The organism is Arenibacter sp. P308M17, from assembly GCF_003426735.1.
Lineage (GTDB): Bacteria > Bacteroidota > Bacteroidia > Flavobacteriales > Flavobacteriaceae > Arenibacter.
In genome coordinates this window covers 28,813-46,948 of the sequence record NZ_QVON01000006.1, presented here as the reverse complement: position 1 = coordinate 46,948, position 18,136 = coordinate 28,813, and the positions used below count along the sequence as shown (strand labels likewise).

Sequence of the window (18,136 nt, the reverse complement as noted above, 5' to 3'; positions counted from 1 at the left end):
ATACTCATTAAATTCTCTATAAAATTGCTCAGATACGCATTTAGTTTTGGATCTTGACCCTGAGCTGATATTAATGATTCCATAATTTTTTTTAACCTAGAAATATTTAATTCCTTTAGATTTCCTTCAAACCAACTTTAGAATTGGACCGTACATTTAACCTAAAGTTTAAAACATATAGGAATTATGAAAAAAATAAAAATTTTAGGAGCTGTGCTTTTTTCGGCAGTCATCGGGTCAGGAATATATGCCTTTGACACGAACAAAGATGTTCCCATAAGAGTTAAAGAAGCTTTTGCCAAAAAATTTCCGAATATAAAGAAAGTCAAATGGGAAAAAGAATCCAATTCCGAATGGGAAGGTGAATTCAAAATAAAAGGTATGGAGTATTCCGCCAACTTTTTGGAGGATGGTACATGGAAGGAAACCGAACATGAAATAAAAAGAAATGCAATCCCTTCGAACATTAAGACAATTTTGGATACCGAATTTTCTGGTTATAAAATTGAAGAAGCCGAAATCTCAGAAACTCAAAGTGGTTCAGTGTATGAATTTGAACTAGAAAAAGGAGAATTGAATACTGAAATTACTATAGACCTGAAAGGAAATGTTATCTCAAAAGTAACTTCTCAAGAATAATCTTGACCTAATTAAAATTAAGTGTTTATTTGATTGTTGATTTTTTTTTGCAACAAATGGTCGGGGTGAAAATTTCGACCATTTTTTATTACTGTATTACATTAGTGGATTTTGATTGTTTTTTAGATTCATATAACGTACAATTCTTTATACAAAGGGTTCCCACAATCACCAATAGTTTTCTTGATTTTCCAAACTTCGCTGATGGACTGGTCATATTTGTAATTTTAATTACAGTACAATCAATTCGCTCAAGTTGGCCATTACAGCGATGATATGTAGATAATTTTACTCCTGGCTCTTAAGTTTAAATATAGGATTTCTATGATCATACCATAAAGTTCAAGGGCAATATACTTCATCCTTTAGTTTTACTGTGATTGGATAAATCCCATTAGCTCCCCTTCCCAGAGCAACATAATCTAGAGTCTGCTAAAATAATTTTCACCTAGGAATGGAATATGAAAAAGCGTAGTCAACCGCTCTCTAAATACATTTAACTTTCAGATATATATAGCCAAGAAATGCATTTGGTGTCTCAACTTTTTTTGAACTGGAACAAATTTGATAATTAATTTATCCCGATTCCAATTGGCATAATTACAATAGTATAAACTTCAACTTAATCATCGCCACACATTCACTTCAGAATGACTTTTTTTAAATTCTGACCAAAGGTTCTATTTAGCGTTAATTTCCTTTTTATAATTTAGTTTCTTTGCCAAAGAAATTATTAGAGTTTCTTTTAATATGGAATTACTTACAACCACTAGGCTTTTTCAATTCCTAATAGTTTTTGCTTACATAGGAAAGGACATTAATATCCTTTTCTTAGTCTTTTAAGTTCTTTAAATCTATGATATACACTAAGCGCATTCAGATAGCAAACAATAATTCCGTTTTTCCCATCTAGCATACCTAGTCGAAATATATAATTGTTTACAAAACGGTAGGTGGGCTTTACTACAAAATGAAAAAGATTTGGATGATAACCTTTATTGAGTTCCTCCAAAGCCTTCATGTGTCCATATTTCAACATTTTTAGTTTATATTCTTCATATCCCCGATAAGAATAGTGTATTAACCGATTCTTAAGCGAGCTTGATTTTCCATTGACTAATAAAGTCTCATGAACTATTTTGGTGGGATCAAAGTGCACCTTGCTTTTTCTAAATAGTCTATAATTTTTGTCACTCTGCCATCCACTAAATCTCAAAACTTTTTCTTTACACATGAATTTTCTATAGAAAAAAAATGCTACTTCACTTACGTGTGGTTGTCTAACAATTTCCTGTATCTCAATTTTCAATTTCTCGGGAATTCTTTCATCTGCGTCCAAAAAAAGTATCCATTCATTGCTAGCCTGTTTTAAGGCATACGATTTTTGTTCCGTATAATTGTCAAATTCCCTCTGGATTACCTTTACTTGAGGGAACTTTTTAATTCTTTCCATGGTATCATCAGTACTATATGAATCCACAATAATTATTTCATTTGCAAATGAGATATTTTCAATAACTTCCTCAATATTGTGACCTTCATTATAAGTTATTAATAATGCAGTGATTAAATTGCCTTTTGCTATTGAGGGAAAATCTGCTTTTAGCTCTAGAGGAGTGTTGTTAGAGGAATTTTCATTTAGCACCGAATTATAGATTTCAAAAAGGTTATATGCCACATGATTATCCGTGAATTTTTGTACATAGGCATATCCCTCATTTCCCATTTGATACCGCAGGTCACTATCGCCCATTAAGCGCCCTATTTCATATCGTAGGGATTCAATATTAGAAGGTTCTATATAAACCGAACTAGGTCCACCGGCCTCACGAAAACATCCCCCTCTGGTAGTAATCACAGGAACTTTACTAAAGAGTGCCTCTATTATAGGAATTCCAAAACCCTCACATAATGAAGGGTAGCAAAAAAGGGTACTTAATTGGTATATGATTGCCAGATCAAATACATCAATATTTTTAAGAAAGATAACTTGGCCTTGTAATTTGTTTTCGGCTATGTATTTATGTATCTTCTTTGCATATCCTTTTTCATTGCCAATCAATACCAAATGGTAATCCGTTCCCAATATGGCCTTAATGATTGCCAAAGCATTCTTTCTTTCCTGTATTGTACCAACAGTCAAAATAAAATGTTCCGGAAGATCATATTTCCTTTTTATAATCTCCTTTTCTTCTAACTCATAACTCTTTTTAAAGGCTTCGTTGCACCCCTGTAAAACAACTGACACTTTGTCCGGAGCAACATCCAAATATTTAATCAATTCAAGTTTGGTATGTTCACTAATGGCAATTATTCTATCGGCTCTTTGGACGGCATGTCTGATTTTTTTAGTATATATAATTCTATCAATAAAATGATAATAATGTGGGTGACTAAGGTAAATCAAGTCATGTACTGTAACAATTGTTGGTATCTTTTTCTGAGTTAACCCAAATGGAATTTCTCCAGCTAATCCGTGAAATATATCTACTTTGTCCTCTACTATTTGTTTGGTTACAGGCCACAATCTCCAGAGAGAGGATAGTTTTTTCCATAAATATCCATAAGGATAAATTACTTGCATTCTTTGCAAAGGAATCATATGGCTGTACTTTGACTGTTTAGGGTTGTAAAGCAATAATTTGTTAATGGAGGTATGGTCATGAACTATTCGGACGGTATCCCTTCCATAGTTCCCGAGGCCGGTTCCATTATGAAATATTCGTTTAGCATCAAAACCTATATTCATTTTCCAACATTTAGTTTCTGTAGTATTTAAGAATTCCCTTTCATCTTGGGCTAATCCACTGTACCAAAAAATCCATTCCCCTAAACAGAATCTTATAAGAATAGGTACGAGAGATTAACACCATACTTTTAAAATTTGCAATTATATTAAGTGAAGGTAGATTTGCTTTCTAAAGTTTTTCTAAAGGATTTCTAAAGACATACTGAATGCATGCTGATAAGCTAAATAATCGGAATTGTTCCGATTACTTTCCAAAATATTGATCCCCATGTGTATTGCGGATTTCGAAACTCATTATTGGAGTACCCTAATTAAAAATGATTTTCTTTAGGCTTCTTTACTAGTTAGCTGCTATAATTTTCAGGAAATTTCCAGCCCCTTTAGATTCTCTTTAGACTAAGGTTAGAATCATGAGGTAATTTTGCATTTCAAAGTATGAAAAGTAAAATTTTAACAGTTTTTCAAACTAAATGTAACATACGTTGAACCTTATAATAAAATTCAATTATATGCAATATGAAAATTAAAATGGCATTTTTTATTTTGTTACTTGTAGCTTTACAGTCATGTTTAAAGAAGGTTCCCAAAGCAGTCGAAGATGCCTTTTTGGACAGATTCTTTGGTGCCAAGGATTTGGTTTGGGCAAAAACCCCTAATAATGATTGGTCAGCCACATTTTATATCGAGAAGTATCATTACATAACGGCAAACTTCAGTCCAACAGGAACATTCGAGGCTATGGAAATAGAAATCCATGATGACGATATTCCGGAGAATATAGTGAATAAAATTTACTCAATGTATCCGGACGCCACCATTTTCAATGTCTTCGAAAAGAATTCAGAAAAGTCCACTTCTTTTATTTTCGAAATCGAAAATAAGGGTCAGCTATTTGGTATTTACTTCAACAAAGATGGAACTTACCAAATCATTCCACCGGATGATTATAGGTTTATTTCGCGCATAAATATTGAAAATGACTGAATATCAAGTACATTATTAAATTATGGAACAACAATAAAGGCCCCTCTAATTTCAGGGCCCCTTTATCACTTCTAATTACTACCGTGCCTAATCTCCATCCTCTCTACTTCCGTCTTCAGAATTTACAAAACTTCCATTGGTATCGAAAATAACCTCAATTTTATTGCTTAATTCTACCTCAAAACTCCCGTTTGGCGTCGAACGGGCCTCTACTATAGAAGCACTGGGATATGTTGTTGAAATAAAGTCCTTGGCCAACTGCGGCAATATAGCCGCATCGATGACCGTTCCGTCCTCATGTTGGACACCATTTTGATTATCTCCATACATACTAACATCGTCACTGTCATTTTCATCTCCTTGGGCTTCATTCTCATCTACCCCAACTCCCAAAAACACCCCGTCACTATCAAAAACAAGCTCAGTTGAATCGCTAAGTGCCACTTCATAATGTCCATTATTTTCCATCGAGGCACTGATTATAGTTAAACCTATAAAGTTTGCCTTCACGTAGTCCAGAACGGACTGTGGCAAAGCCGTTGCATCCAAAGCAATATCTCCAAAATCTTCATTAATATCGTCGTCAACACCTATAAATGCTCCATCAGCACCAAAAATAAGTTCGTCGCCATTATTGAGCTTTACTTCAAAATTACCATTATCCTCCATTTCCGATTTGGAAACTGTGGAATTGGGATAATTTGTAGCCACATAGTCCTGAACAATCTGTGGTAAATCAGTTGAGGTTATCTTTGTATCGGCCAGGGCAGTTATTCCTGCTAAGGCAAGCTGCCCATCCGTGGGGCTAGCATTCTTGCTACATGAACCAAGAAAGGCCAAGCCTATAAATGCTAGTATTGATAAATTATTTAATGTTTTCATATTATTTTGATTTAAAAATTAGGTATTGTTCTATTCTACTAATAGGTGCTTGGACCAAATCACTGGTTTTAGTTTTGCTTCATATTTTGGTGATAAGAATTGGAGTGTAGATATGTTAAATAAATAAAGTTTTGAGTTTGTCATACAAGTTAAATATGAATTCTTTAGGAAAGCTATAGAGAATCTAAAGGGTCTGAATGTTACTACTTTAGAATAGTTGCCATTGTAAACCTATTTGTAGTACGTGATATTTAGTATCCCAATGTGGTCCAAATCTAAATAGGTGCCATCGACCAGAAGTATCCACTTTCCATCCATTGTCTTTAGGTGCCAAGTTATCGTCATCGCGAGTTAGAAGATATTTAAATGAAGCATGCACCTTTAGTTTAGCTGTAATTGGAACAGAAATTCCATAAAAAACCTGAAAAGCAGCTCGCCACTGTGTCCTGCCTGGTTCGATTTCGGTTAGGGCTTCACCTAAACCCATTCCTGCAAATGAAAAATGTCTGCCTAAAATATCCGAGGATTTATTAAACGGCCAACCAAATCTAATCATCGGACTTAAAAAAATTGCTTCTCTACTTTGTTCTATCTTGAAAAAAGGCGGCAACTCCCCTGTTGTAAACACTTTAGCCACACTTAAATGTTCCCATTTATAATAATCAAAACGCAGTCCAAACTTATTTCTCCAATATAAAGCATTAATATTTAAGATATTCCTGATCGCTGTCTTAACATATTTTGTTCTCAAATTTTTTTTCAACCGCCCATTTTCGTAATACCTAAATTTCAAATCCTGTCTGCCCGGAATTTGAATACCATAAGAAGCACCTGCATTAAATTGGGCCATTGCAGGATTAGAGAGTAATAAAAAAATTAAGGAGAAGATGAAACTGTAAAAATGAAATCGATATTTTGTAATCATCATTTAAAATTGTTCAAAGCAATAAGTAAACCGAGTAGTAGCTCGAACTTTATTACTCAATAACAATACTAGTATCTAATTCTTTAGGAACCTTAAAGGAATTCTAATTAAAATCTGAAGGTTTTGAGAATGATGGTGTTTTGACATTACTGAATCTACTTTCAGAGTTAGGGTGTTAAGATATTTAAATCCAATATTATTAGTTCATTGTGTAATTCTGTTACAAGATAAATCAATCCATTTCATTTGCAGTTATCTATTGGTTTGAAGAATTAAAAAGTTTTGCATAAATAAAACCCATACTGGTTATTATCGATTTGGGGAATAAAACTAATCCCTCTAACTTTCTTAAATGGGTTCCATTTAATTATGGGGTCAAATAGGTATACCAATTCCGTGACCAAAATACCTATACCGGCACTCACAATTACATCACTGATCCAGTGTGCATTGTTCATAACCCTGAAAGCCCCTGTAGTCGTTGCCATTATATAGCCACTGTAAGCCAAATAGGGCGACGTGTTTATGAATTCTTGATATAAAACACCCGCATTCGTAAATGCGAACGAAGTGTGCCCAGACGGAAATGATTGCAGTATATCCCCTCCATTGGGACGGCGTTTATTCGTCCATTTTTTTAGTCTATATGTAATAAAATCGGAAACAATAATAGCTATGGTCAGGTTTTTGGATTGGTCGAACCAATGGTTTTTTGATTCTACTCCAAATGCATCAGCGGCATACATCTCCACTATGGGCACGTACCTTGTATAATCATCCAGGGCAAAAGCAAAATCGTTCCCTACGGCATTTCGTACGTCTTTCTGAAAACCCCTCTCCAAACCACTTCCACTAATTAAAGAACCTCCAATAATCAAAGACGTCGGTAATATAGCCTTCTGTAAAAATGTACGTTCCTTTTGAATTTTAAACTTTAGGGAATCTTGTTGAGCATTGAGCGATGAAATTGCTGACAAAATAAGAAATGGTATATATGAATATTTTAATTTCATAACTAAATGTATTTAAGGAATTAAACATAGTGTTCAATTCTTAATACAATCTAAAGACCCCGAAATTGTAATTTTAGCGTTTCTATACACAACTACTCTGAAACTTTAATTTTCCTTTAGATTCTTGAACTACTTTCGGTGTTTATTAATAAATCCTGGTAATGTTCAGATTATTTCCAACCCGTTTTGCATTATTCAAAGCCTTTATTGGCCTATTCCTAATTTTATCAGTCATTGTTAGACTTAGTTTTTTGATTTGGAATTTCTCTGAAGTTGATAAAAACATTACTCAATTAAGTCTAACTTTTCTTATCGGTTCATTATTCGATCTCGCTACAATTTCATTTTTTACTATTCCATATCTTATTTATTTAGTTTTTTTTCCGGTTCGGTTTTACGGGTCTATTGTTGATAAGGCCATTACTTATTTCGGAATATTTTCGGGTATTTTGATTCTTTTCTTTTCTTTTTTTGGGGAGATCACTTTTTGGGACGAATTTCAAAGACGTTTTAATTTTATAGCTGTCGACTATCTGATCTACACATATGAGGTGATAAAAAATATAAACGAATCCTATCCATTGCCCATTTTGATTTCCTTGATGCTCACCTTAGTGTTGACAAGCATTTTTATCATAAATAGAATGGGGTGTTTTAGTAAAACTTTTAACAGTAAAACTAGTTTTAAAGTTAGATTAATTGCTGCATTACCTTGGGTTTTTATTGCAACGATGAGCGGTCTAATTGTAACCAACAAACAAGCTGATTTCTCTGAAAACCGCTATAATAATGAATTGGCCAAAGCTGGTATTTATTCGTTCTTTGCGGCTTTTCGCAATAATGAACTTGCATATAAGGAATTTTATAGGACTATTGCCGAAAATGAGGCCTTTGGAACCGTTAAAGCGGAATTCTCTAAAAAGGGAGATTCATTTGTTAATCCTTCGAAATATGAAATTTTTAGAAATATAAAGAATTCAGATAGTCTAAAGTTTGAACAAAGACCCAATATTATTTTTATCTGTATTGAAAGTTTAAGTGGAAAATATTTGAACACATTGGGTAGTGAGTTGAACATAACCCCAACATTGGATTCCTTGGCGAATCAAAGCATTTTTTTTACTAATTTATTCGCCACGGGTACACGCACCGTACGTGGTATGGAAGCCATTACACTGTCCATTCCTCCTACTCCAGGTCGCAGCATAGTAAAACGTAAAAATAATACTGGGTTATTTACCATTGGCGAGGTGTTCAAGGAAAAAGGTTATGACCGAAATTTCTTTTACGGAGGTGATGGCTACTTCGACAACATGAATACCTATTTCGGAGGTAACGGTTTCAACATCATTGATCGAGGTAGGGGATTTTTATTGGATAAAAGAATTAGTACAACCCGCACCAATATAGAAGATGATGAAGTAACGTTTGAGAACGCTTGGGGTGTTTGCGACGAGGACATTTACAGGAAAGTCATAAAAGAGGCGGATAACGCCTACCAAACTGGAAAGCCTTTTTTCGATTTTGTAATGACCACTTCAAATCATAAACCCTATACTTATCCCGAGGGAAAAATAGATATTCCTTCTGGCACTGGAAGAAACGGTGCCATAAAGTATACGGATTATGCTATAGGGGAATTTCTAAAAACGGCAAGAACCAAACCTTGGTTTACCAATACCGTATTTGTAATCATGAGCGATCATTGTGCCAGTAGTGCCGGCCGATGGGAATTGGACGTTGAAAATTATCATATTCCTGCGTTGATATATAATTTGCCAAATATGGCTCAAAATAAAATATCCAAATTGTGTTCACAGATCGATATGTTCCCAACGCTGTTTGGTTTGCTGGGTTGGGATTACACTTCTAATTTATTTGGTATGGACATCCTGCAAATGAATCCTGATGATGAAAGGGCTTTTATTGGCAACTACAGAAAGTTGGGTTTACTTAAAGAAGATAAGGTGATGATACTTGGGGATCAAAAATCGGCAAACTTTTACCAATGGAAATCTTCAGACAATAGCTTGAAAAGTGTGCCCATGGATAATGATTTCCTACGAAATACAATATCATGGTACCAAGTTTCCGACTATCTCTACATTAACAATGGCCTAAAAGCAGCTAACTAATGGGGTTCAGGCATATCCATTTCATTATTAATCCAGTAGCGGGTAATGGCAAGTCTCCACTTACCAAGGAATACTTGGAACAATATTTTATTAATACTTTTCACAATTTGCATGTAAAGTATTCCACTCACAAGAAACATGCTATTGAACTGACAAAGAAATCAATTGCTGAAGGTGCAGATATTATAGTTGCTTGTGGTGGTGACGGCACGGTCAATGAAGTGGCGTCCTCCTTGGTAGGCACATCCATACCATTGGGAATCATTCCTATTGGTTCAGGCAATGGTCTGGCATCCAATCTTAGCATTCCAAAAAATTTGCGAAGGGCACTGGAATTGATAAAAAACAGGCATACGGTCCGAATTGATGTCGGCCGTTTCAACGACAAATATTTCTTCAGCAATACAGGCATCGGTTTTGATGCAAGTGTCATAAAAAACTATGAATCTTCAGAAAGAAGAACTCTAACTGGCTATTTAATGGCATGTTTAAGGACATTTAGACAATCAAAGGCGTCCAAGGAAATCCAGATTTGCATCAATGACCTGAACATCCTGACAGATCCTTTCATGATATTTGCGTCCAATTCCAATGAGATGGGTTATAAGTTAAGTTTAACCCCAAAGGCTTCTCTTCAGGATGGACTTTTGGATGTACTGGTAATATCTAAAATCGGTAGGTTTAAAATGCTTTTGCTCGGCGTTTTAATGGTTTTGAACAAGTCTCATTTAATGAAGGAAGTTAAAAGTTTCCAGACAAAAAGTTTGGTATTGACCAATCAGGGAGGTACCACTTTGAATTCTCAAATCGATGGCGAACTACATAAAGTTCCGAACGGAAGAATTTCCATTCAAATTGAAGAACATGAATTGGAAGTTATTGTTCCCGAAAACCTTATTTAGGTCAAGGTATCGAGCGTGTTCGAAACACTTTAAATTATCTTTAGATTTCACCACTACCTTAGTACCATAGATATCGAATAAGGAGTGACATTCACTTCAATATTGTCAAAAAAGTTTATGGTAAAAAAATTGAAGAATTATTGTGCGACCGTTGGAAATGGGATTCTTTTTTCTTTAATTTTTTTCCTTCTATTGTGCTCTAAGTCGACCCATGCTCAAAGTAGAACCATTGAAACCACCGGTGATGTATTATTGTTTACATTGCCGGCCACTGCACTAACAACTTCTTTGATCATTAAAGATTATGAAGGTACCTGGCAATTTGCCAAAAGTGCCTTGTTAAACCAAGCGGTTACCATAGGCCTTAAATATGCCACGGGTAAAAGTCGCCCAAATAACAACGGAGAGAGAGCTTTTCCATCGGGACATACATCCACTACTTTTCAGAGTGCCGCATTTATCCAAAAAAGATATGGATGGAAATATGGTATACCCGCTTATGCCTTAGCTGGGTTTACCGGTTACAGCCGTATCAATGCCCAGAAACATGATGGTTGGGATGTACTAGCCGGTGCAGTCATCGGAATCGGCAGTAGCTATTTATTCACAACTCCTTACCAGAAGGAACATATGGAGCTGACCTTCGCAAGCGATGCCGATAGTATCTCCATAGGTTTTAGATACAAATTCTAAAAATGAAAAAAATATTCATGACTACAGTTATTTTAACTAATTAATGTGACTTGGGTTACAAAACTTAATTCTTTCATGGGGTGAATCCACAAATATTTTATGAAATGGAAAAAAATATAAAAAAAGCATTAAAATATTCCAAAAAAATAATTCTAAACAGCCGCTGTAAAGACCTTCCCTTCCATAATCTGGAACACACTTTGGAAGTGTACAAAAATCTGATAAAAATAGGAACTTATGAAAACATAGGTTATGAAGAACTCGAACCTATAATAATAGCAGGGTTATTTCATGATACTGGTAATGCTTTTAGATTTGATGGACATGAGGATGTTAGTGCAACTTATGCCATATTGTATATGGAAAAAAACGGGTACGATGAAGATTTCATTGAGAAAGTATGTGGTTTTATAAAAGCAACCAAAATACCCCAAAATCCGAGAAACATATATGAATCCATTATATGTGATGCCGATTTGCACCATTTAGGAACCGAATCGTATCAAACTAAAAATAAGCTTTTACGACGTGAATGGCAGAACTTCCTGGGTTTTGAATATACGGACGAAGAATGGCTTATTTTGAACATTAAATTTCTGCAAAATCACAGATTTCATTCGCAATATGGCCGGCTAAAACTGGAACCACAAAAACAGATAAATTTAGATGAATTAAGAAGGCAATACGAGTCATTGTGCCGTTCTTAAACCCAGAAAGAATTTAAGTCAATCCAATCTTGGTTCACTTGAGTGAATAAAGAAATTACAACTTCAAAATTTAATTACCCAGTTCCTTCTATTTCAAAAAAAGCAAAATGCACGAACAATTAATAAAATGCTGGGATACCCAAAATTATACATGTATAAGCCTGGTTGTCCCCATATAAATTATTGACCGAACTTCAATCTTATTTCAAATTTACTCAATCAAATAATACTAAAAAGTTTTAAAATGAAAGCCAAATTATTTCTTCTAATGATTTTCTTGTTCAACAGTATAATGGCACAGCATAAGGATTCCCCCCGTGAAATTGCTATGGAAACAACTATCGAACATATCGGTGATTATGCACAGTTTGCACCATCCGCCTTTTCCCTGATAACTATTTTAGCAAAAAACGATAAAAAAGGATTGTGGCAATTTTCTAAATCGGCCAGCACGAATTTGATTGCCACATGGATTTTAAAATATAGCATAAACAAACCCCGGCCTGAAGGAAAATTGGATGGTAACGCCTTTCCTTCCGGCCATACCTCCTTTGCTTTTCAAGGCGCATCCTTTTTACAACGAAGGTATGGATGGAAATACGGTATTCCCGCCTATTTAGTTGCCGGATTCGTTGGATATAGCAGACTTGAAGGACTTAATGATAGACATGACGGATGGGATGTACTGGCCGGAGCAGCCGTTGGAATTGGTAGTACATACTTGTTCACCACACCTTATATGGAGGAACATTTGGAATTGAGCTTCAAAAGTGGTGGTGGTGATTATCTGGTAGGAGTGAAATATAAATTCTAAGGCAGCATTGTCATAGAATTAATAAAACATGCCAATTTTTATAGGTATTTTTATTTGCCATGTTTACTATAAGGTCACTAGTTTAGGATGGGTACATATAGGTAATTATAATATTAGAAGCAAAGTGACTTAATATAAATATTCTTCAATTACTAAAAATGGAACTATGAGATTAAGACAATTCTTTTTTATAATGGTTTCTCTGGCATTTGCGAACGACGGATTAACACAAAATGGTAAGGATTCTATTAGGCCTTTACAAAATATCGAGATATCGGAGAATCTAATATATAGTTACCATAAACCTAAATTCTTTGATATGCTAAAATACATACCTAGGGATATTGTTGATTTTGGAAAATTTGCCATACGTAAGGAGAATCTAAAGTGGTCTGGTTCTGCCTTGGCTGCTACGGCCTTAATAATTCCCTTTGACCAACAATTATTGGATGAGTCCATAAAATTTGGTGGTAATTTTAATTTTGATGCCAAACATTCCTATAGTAACATTGGACCGTTTCGAGTAATTCCCAACGACATCAACTCTGCTGTATATTATATTGGGAATGGAGGCACTACAATGTTGTTAAGTGGATTTTTTTACGCTTTTGGAGCCATAGGAAATGATTATCGGTCTTTAAATACCTCAAGCGAATTAGTAGAAGTACTTTTGTCAATGGGTATTATTACCCAAACCATTAAAAGAATTACAGGCCGACAAAGTCCTGAACCAGCAATAGAGAATGGTAATCCTGGTGGCCATTGGACGCCTTTTCCTAGCTTTAGGGCATATCAAACCAGAACTCCCAATTATGATGCCATGCCTTCAGGACATTTAGCCACATTTATGGCCACAATAACGGTAATTGCCACTAATTATCCCGAAATAAGATGGATTAAACCTGTTGGATATACATTAATGGGAATTATGGCTTTTGAAATGATGAGCAGTAGGGTTCATTGGGCATCTGATTACCCTATTGCCCTTCTAATAGGATATGTAGTAGGTAAATCAGCTGCCAATAGACGAATCAATAAAGTTCAAAAAAAGGAGGATTTCGGTTTAAGAAATCTTCCAGATTTCAAGACTAAATTTAGTTTAGGGCAACTTGGGCAATATAAAACGCTTGGGGTAACGGTTACCTTTTAATTTATGGATTGAACCATGTAAAAGCCATAGATCAATGCACTTCTAGCAACTTTAACAGTTTAATTACTCTCTGTCTTGACAAATGAGGCTAATCCAATTTGAATTTCATTGGAGATTATGTTTAGTTTTCCCCCGATATGAAGTTACCCATAACAAGAGTTTTATATCATAAAAAAACAATATATACACAATTGATTTTAATACCAATGGATGTAAAGCAAGTGGGTAACTCACAAAAGGGTCGTTACTATACACTAAACATTGATTATCATTTACAAAGTGTTATAAAATTCTTAATTACTAAAAATGTTTACGACAAAAGCTTACGAAATTCCCATTTTTAGGCAATTTTTTCCCAGCTTTTGTTCCGATATAAACATCGCAGATGGCCTGATTAAAGTACATGGCTTCCCTATTTTTGTTGACCTATTAGATTACAAAACCCGAACCTTCTATAAAAACGAATATAACTCCAAAGCCAGTAGTTAATATCAAATTAAGGCTTCTTCAGCATTAACGGTAGGAACTTCCTAACATCCAAATGGATCTGCTCGAAGTTTGCTTTTATGGCGCCATCCCCGGTTCGGAATCTAGGTTTTGGCAGTTCTGTTATAATATTGGGCCTGGGAAACCTCACCTTTTTATCCTTACCATCGGCGAAGGCGATGAACTCCCCTTCCTTCAACCTAAAAAATTCCTCCGCCCGTATCTTGCTTACCTCCCGCTCCCCTTTGGTAATCCTAGTATCAAAATTCAGGGTATTCTCTCCCTTGCTCACACTCTTGGTCGGCCGTTTAACAATTTCAAAAAAACGTTCGTAATATCGGGCGGTATCCGGGTCGTTGGCCTTCCCAAAGAACTGGTAGGAAAGGTTGCTCAAAATGGCCCTACTGGCCTTGTCCCCGTACATCATATCGTTCTGAATCTTGTCCTGGAGCACATAAATCGTGGCAATGTCATAACTTCTTAAGGTAGCCGGAATGCGGTGCATATTTAGCAATCGAATGGTAGGGGCTTCCTCCATAAGGATAAATGAGGGTGGACGCCCACGAATGCCCATTTGTTTTGTTATTGTATGCATTATCGTAGCTATTACCGGGGAATAGGCGGTTTCAAATTTGGGATTGTTCACTATGGAAACTACGGATGGGTGCTCCGGGTTGTTGATATCCAAGGGCACTTCATCGGCCGAAAGGGCCATAAAGATACGCTGGGTACTGATTTTTTTAAGTGCATTGGCCAGGGTACCCATCACCCCGGCGGTCTGTCGTTCGGAATCCTTACCGGAGATAAATGCATCCGCCATGGCCTTGGAGGTATAATTGGAACTTAGAAAATGTATCAGGTTTTCGGTATCCAGGTATTGATAGGTGGCAATGAGATGTGGTAGAGTACAGTACTCGGCATGTTCAGTTTTCAATTTCCAGATCAGCCCGCCCAAAAGTCCTTCAACGGCATCGTTGAAGAATTTGGAAGATCCCATGGCAATGGACTCCCGTTGTTCCAAGAGGTTTTCCAAAAGTACCCTTGAAATCTCATTAACGCTTTCTTCATCCGTCATATACCGGGCCGCAATGGGATTTACCCGGCTATGGATATCGTCAAAGGAGATAATATGAAAGGGAATATCGGACTTACCAAAAAGAGGATAGCCCATTTCAGTAATCTCAAAATCCTTGTAGTCATGGATGACTCCAGTAAACTGATTTCGACTAAAGTGTTTTAGAAAACTATAGACCACGCTTTCCGTTTTGCCACTTCCGGCCGACCCTATTATAGAGGCACCCCGTCGGATATTCTTAAGTACTAGACTACCGTTCAACAGATTGAATCTGACCTTGAACTTTTCAGGGTTTTTAGGAATTCCGAAGTGATAATTGAAACCTATAAAAAATCCCAGATTGACTATTTGAAAGGGCAATAACCACCACAATACCACTTTGGCAAATACCTGCCAGCCATGCAGGTTTTGTAGAGCGACTCCCAACAGTATCAAGATCAGAACATTTTGGACATAAGCATTCTTGTCGTGTGTATAGGACAGATAAAATACTGCAATCAACACTACATAGATTCCAATCGTGATAAGTACCATAGCCCACATTTTGAATTACAGATATTAACCGTTGTCATTTTATTGAATCCCTAAATGCCTATGGAACTGGAGGATCTGGCCACGTCAACAGCTTTCTTGAACTGTTTAATGGCCTGCAGGGCAGCTTCCACCTTGTTCGTGGGAATATTGAGCTTAGGGACATGCACCCCGACGGCACCCATTATTTTAAGTGCGGCACTGCGTTCGTTTGTGGGCAATCCCAGAAGATGTGCAAAATAGATCTTGGGATCTTGGACAAAAGTCTTACGGGCACTATAGGATTCCACATAGTTCCGTTGGTATTTGAAGAGGGTATCGAACCTTTTTTCAGCATTTTCGTAAAATTGGTCCCGTTTAAAACCACGTTTGACCATTTTACCGTTGAGTCTGGACTCCGACTCCATGTATTTGCTCCCGGGAGAAAGACTAAATCTGTTGGAAACATCCTTTCTGCTCACTATGATATGGACATGGGTCTGTAATCCCGGCTTTTGCATTCCCTGCGCCACTACCTGTCCATCAATGCGGTGTGGCATTTGGGCATTTAGCCTATCAATTTCCTTCCTCATAGCCTTAACATTTCCGGAAACCTCCCCACGTTCCACCATACGGATCTCATTTTCCAATCTTACAATCTTCGCACGGAACACCTGGTTCTCCTTGACTTCCCTGTCAAATCCTTTAAAGGTGCGTTCATATTCTATCTTCGCATAATATTTGATACTGTCCACGGACACCGGGGTATCGCGATAAAAGGAAGCCGCATAATCCTTCATAACCTCCCTTACATATTTTTTGAGTAGTTCCGGGTCGTTGTCAATATGCTTCAATTCCCTTTGGCTGGGATTGATGGTCAGGGCAAAGAACTTGGGTTCCCTTTTTTTCAATTTGGCGGTGTTGCCGTCTATTTCCTTGATGACCTGTTCGGGTGGGATCCGTTCATTGTACTGGTCAAAAAAGTGTTCCTGATGTTCGGGCAATTTTCCCTCGTTCTCTTTTTCCAGATAGGCCACATAATCCGAAGAACTTTGGGAAAAGGTAGCATCCAGATGTTGTTTGGTAATACTGATGTACATAATGCTATTCTGATTTTAATTTCATTTTCACTCGCTCGAACTCCTCTGGGGTCATATCCAGTTGCAACCTGGGCTTTCCGAAGCTGCTCTTTACCAATTCCACCTTGTCCAGAAGGTTTATAAATTCAGTCCTTATTTGACTCAGATCCCGTTTAAGATTGGTGTAATTCTTTTCTAGGACAATGGCCTCCTCCACCTTTTTAAAGAACATATCCCTTTCAGGATCTGCCTTCTTTCCAACCATAAGCAAAGGGGCCTGCCCCTGTTTCTTCGGGGGCGAGTGTTCGAAAAGCAGTTCCAACATGGCCCTGGTCGGGAGTACCCCGTGCGTTTCAATGTTCTTCATCATGGCAGCCATGGCATTGAACCTTTTCTTGATTAGGTCGGCGATGGTCCTACCATTGGGGCCAAAAGATTCCTTTGGGGAAATCTCGTTGTAAATAAAGAAATCCAACATTGTTTGCAATGCTTCCGTATGGGTATTGAAAAACTGCCTGGAGAAGGTTTGGAACTGCCGCGCCGTATCCTTCTTGAACCGTATGTTGCTGAAAGTTTCCAAACCAATTGTCTAAATTGTTGATTGCCGCAAATTCTGCCGTGTTTATGGGGGTTTTCGGGCCGTTTGCCGCAAACCACTTTATTCTAAATTCTCAATTACTGAAGTTTATCAATTTAAATAATTGATAATCAGTAATTTATACAGAAACTAAACTCCACAACGTCGCAACGCGCGTTGTCCTCTTGCTATTCCGTTTTTTCGCGCCGGCGAAAAATTTCCGACCTATGCCCAATGTAGTCCGCTTGGCCACAACCCGGCATGGAATGGAAAATTTTAAGAGATTTTAAAGTCCAATTTTGAGGAATTTCCAAAGGATTTGGAAAAAGGGTGAGGATAGTGAAAAGCAATCGTTAAAAAAAAGGCGGTACCAGGATCGGTCCGCCCGTTATACAATTCAATATTCACTGGGAAGCATCAGGGTATCTTCCACAAAGTACAATCTGAGTTCATCCAACGGAAAATCCGTCAAATGATATTTTTGGGTCTCGAAAATATGCCCATTACCATCACTGTAATCAATTTTGGCCGCATATCCCATAATGTCCTTTTCCTCCTCGTTGAGCTTTCTAAAATCGATGGCAATGAATCGACTTTTGTCCATGAGGCTTTTGGCGATAACGGAGGTGTCGGTAACCAACCAAAAGCATTCTCCGGCCTGTGCAAGGTATCTTATGCCCTCTGTAAATTTTGTCCGTATAAGTGGAATTTGATATAGTACTAAGGAACCGTTAAAATGTTGTATCCGTTCCTTAATTTCTCTAGTTTTGAAGTTCATATGAGTTATAGTTTGAGTTAGTATTGATCAATAAGAGG

16 protein-coding genes are annotated in these 18,136 nt (G+C 36.8%); 8 read left to right on the top strand and 8 right to left on the bottom strand.

Annotated features, from left to right (window positions below; translation table 11 throughout):
- Positions 1–186 precede the first annotated feature (186 nt).
- Entirely contained in the window at positions 187–639 is a 453-nt protein-coding gene (locus tag D0S24_RS14630) for a PepSY-like domain-containing protein (RefSeq protein WP_069858024.1), read from the top strand.
- 817 nt (positions 640–1,456) lie between these two features.
- Here the strand turns inward: D0S24_RS14630 and D0S24_RS21415 are convergent.
- Positions 1,457–3,388: a glycosyltransferase gene (locus D0S24_RS21415; protein ID WP_069858026.1), complete on the bottom strand. Its 1,932-nt coding sequence runs from the start codon at positions 3,386–3,388 to the stop codon at positions 1,457–1,459.
- A 516-nt stretch (positions 3,389–3,904) separates the two neighbouring features.
- Here D0S24_RS21415 and D0S24_RS14620 point away from each other — a divergent pair.
- Positions 3,905–4,372: a PepSY-like domain-containing protein gene (locus D0S24_RS14620; protein WP_117020621.1), complete on the top strand. Its 468-nt coding sequence runs from the start codon at positions 3,905–3,907 to the stop codon at positions 4,370–4,372.
- A gap of 87 nt (positions 4,373–4,459) precedes the next feature.
- Here D0S24_RS14620 and D0S24_RS14615 read toward each other — a convergent pair whose 3' ends face one another.
- The 3 genes from D0S24_RS14615 to D0S24_RS14605 all read right to left on the bottom strand — a co-directional run bounded on the left by D0S24_RS14615 (position 4,460) and on the right by D0S24_RS14605 (position 7,192).
- Entirely contained in the window at positions 4,460–5,254 is a 795-nt protein-coding gene (locus D0S24_RS14615) for a PepSY-like domain-containing protein (RefSeq protein WP_117020620.1), read from the bottom strand.
- 208 nt (positions 5,255–5,462) lie between these two features.
- Positions 5,463–6,182: a hypothetical protein gene (locus tag D0S24_RS14610; RefSeq protein ID WP_147321467.1), complete on the bottom strand. Its 720-nt coding sequence runs from the start codon at positions 6,180–6,182 to the stop codon at positions 5,463–5,465.
- Between the two features lie 269 nt (positions 6,183–6,451).
- Positions 6,452–7,192: a phosphatase PAP2 family protein gene (locus D0S24_RS14605; protein ID WP_117020618.1), complete on the bottom strand. Its 741-nt coding sequence runs from the start codon at positions 7,190–7,192 to the stop codon at positions 6,452–6,454.
- A 731-nt stretch (positions 7,193–7,923) separates the two neighbouring features.
- Here D0S24_RS14605 and D0S24_RS14600 point away from each other — a divergent pair.
- From D0S24_RS14600 to D0S24_RS14575, 6 genes are all read left to right on the top strand, one after another.
- Positions 7,924–9,327, top strand: a complete 1,404-nt coding sequence (locus D0S24_RS14600) for an LTA synthase family protein (RefSeq protein WP_309545100.1) — start codon at positions 7,924–7,926, stop codon at positions 9,325–9,327.
- Entirely contained in the window at positions 9,327–10,229 is a 903-nt protein-coding gene (locus D0S24_RS14595; protein WP_117020616.1) for a diacylglycerol kinase family protein, read from the top strand. The genes D0S24_RS14600 and D0S24_RS14595 overlap by 1 nt, the downstream gene beginning before the upstream one ends.
- A gap of 117 nt (positions 10,230–10,346) precedes the next feature.
- Complete coding sequence (locus D0S24_RS14590) at positions 10,347–10,922, top strand: phosphatase PAP2 family protein (protein WP_117020615.1); 576 nt, start codon at positions 10,347–10,349, stop codon at positions 10,920–10,922.
- A gap of 104 nt (positions 10,923–11,026) precedes the next feature.
- The gene (locus D0S24_RS14585) at positions 11,027–11,629 is read left to right on the top strand and encodes an HD domain-containing protein (protein ID WP_117020614.1); all 603 of its coding nucleotides are present in this window, start codon (positions 11,027–11,029) and stop codon (positions 11,627–11,629) included.
- A gap of 244 nt (positions 11,630–11,873) precedes the next feature.
- Positions 11,874–12,443 (top strand): phosphatase PAP2 family protein, encoded by a 570-nt coding sequence (locus D0S24_RS14580; protein WP_251795798.1) that lies wholly within the window; start codon positions 11,874–11,876, stop codon positions 12,441–12,443.
- 166 nt (positions 12,444–12,609) lie between these two features.
- Complete coding sequence (locus D0S24_RS14575) at positions 12,610–13,593, top strand: phosphatase PAP2 family protein (protein WP_083260551.1); 984 nt, start codon at positions 12,610–12,612, stop codon at positions 13,591–13,593.
- A gap of 496 nt (positions 13,594–14,089) precedes the next feature.
- On the opposite strand, the gene D0S24_RS14565 is transcribed toward D0S24_RS14575, so the two are convergent.
- The 4 genes from D0S24_RS14565 to D0S24_RS14550 form a co-directional block, all read right to left on the bottom strand.
- Positions 14,090–15,688: a type IV secretory system conjugative DNA transfer family protein gene (locus D0S24_RS14565; RefSeq protein WP_117020855.1), complete on the bottom strand. Its 1,599-nt coding sequence runs from the start codon at positions 15,686–15,688 to the stop codon at positions 14,090–14,092.
- Positions 15,689–15,738: 50 nt separating this feature from the next.
- Positions 15,739–16,764 carry a MobB family relaxase gene (gene mobB, locus D0S24_RS14560; RefSeq protein ID WP_117020613.1) on the bottom strand — a complete coding sequence of 342 codons (1,026 nt, stop codon included), beginning with the start codon at positions 16,762–16,764 and terminating at the stop codon, positions 15,739–15,741.
- A gap of 4 nt (positions 16,765–16,768) precedes the next feature.
- On the bottom strand, positions 16,769–17,323 hold the full coding sequence (locus D0S24_RS14555; protein WP_181938111.1) for a BfmA/BtgA family mobilization protein: 555 nt from the start codon (positions 17,321–17,323) through the stop codon (positions 16,769–16,771).
- 394 nt (positions 17,324–17,717) lie between these two features.
- Entirely contained in the window at positions 17,718–18,098 is a 381-nt protein-coding gene (locus D0S24_RS14550; RefSeq protein WP_117020612.1) for a DUF6876 family protein, read from the bottom strand.
- Positions 18,099–18,136 lie beyond the last annotated feature (38 nt).

Excerpts from the sequence above, each read along its gene's own strand:
- D0S24_RS14610 (WP_147321467.1), bottom strand. The coding sequence starts at position 6,182 with ATGATGATTACAAAATATCGATTTCATTTTTACAGTTTCATCTTCTCC.
- D0S24_RS14585 (WP_117020614.1), top strand. The coding sequence starts at position 11,027 with ATGGAAAAAAATATAAAAAAAGCATTAAAATATTCCAAAAAAATAATT.
- D0S24_RS14550 (WP_117020612.1), bottom strand. The coding sequence starts at position 18,098 with ATGAACTTCAAAACTAGAGAAATTAAGGAACGGATACAACATTTTAAC.
- D0S24_RS14575 (WP_083260551.1), top strand. The coding sequence starts at position 12,610 with ATGAGATTAAGACAATTCTTTTTTATAATGGTTTCTCTGGCATTTGCG.
- D0S24_RS14595 (WP_117020616.1), top strand. The coding sequence starts at position 9,327 with ATGGGGTTCAGGCATATCCATTTCATTATTAATCCAGTAGCGGGTAAT.
- D0S24_RS14590 (WP_117020615.1), top strand. The coding sequence starts at position 10,347 with ATGGTAAAAAAATTGAAGAATTATTGTGCGACCGTTGGAAATGGGATT.
- D0S24_RS14600 (WP_309545100.1), top strand. The coding sequence starts at position 7,924 with ATGAGCGGTCTAATTGTAACCAACAAACAAGCTGATTTCTCTGAAAAC.
- D0S24_RS21415 (WP_069858026.1), bottom strand. The coding sequence starts at position 3,388 with ATGAATATAGGTTTTGATGCTAAACGAATATTTCATAATGGAACCGGC.
- mobB (WP_117020613.1), bottom strand. The coding sequence starts at position 16,764 with ATGTACATCAGTATTACCAAACAACATCTGGATGCTACCTTTTCCCAA.
- D0S24_RS14580 (WP_251795798.1), top strand. The coding sequence starts at position 11,874 with ATGAAAGCCAAATTATTTCTTCTAATGATTTTCTTGTTCAACAGTATA.
- D0S24_RS14630 (WP_069858024.1), top strand. The coding sequence starts at position 187 with ATGAAAAAAATAAAAATTTTAGGAGCTGTGCTTTTTTCGGCAGTCATC.
- D0S24_RS14565 (WP_117020855.1), bottom strand. The coding sequence starts at position 15,688 with ATGGTACTTATCACGATTGGAATCTATGTAGTGTTGATTGCAGTATTT.
- D0S24_RS14620 (WP_117020621.1), top strand. The coding sequence starts at position 3,905 with ATGAAAATTAAAATGGCATTTTTTATTTTGTTACTTGTAGCTTTACAG.
- D0S24_RS14615 (WP_117020620.1), bottom strand. The coding sequence starts at position 5,254 with ATGAAAACATTAAATAATTTATCAATACTAGCATTTATAGGCTTGGCC.
- D0S24_RS14605 (WP_117020618.1), bottom strand. The coding sequence starts at position 7,192 with ATGAAATTAAAATATTCATATATACCATTTCTTATTTTGTCAGCAATT.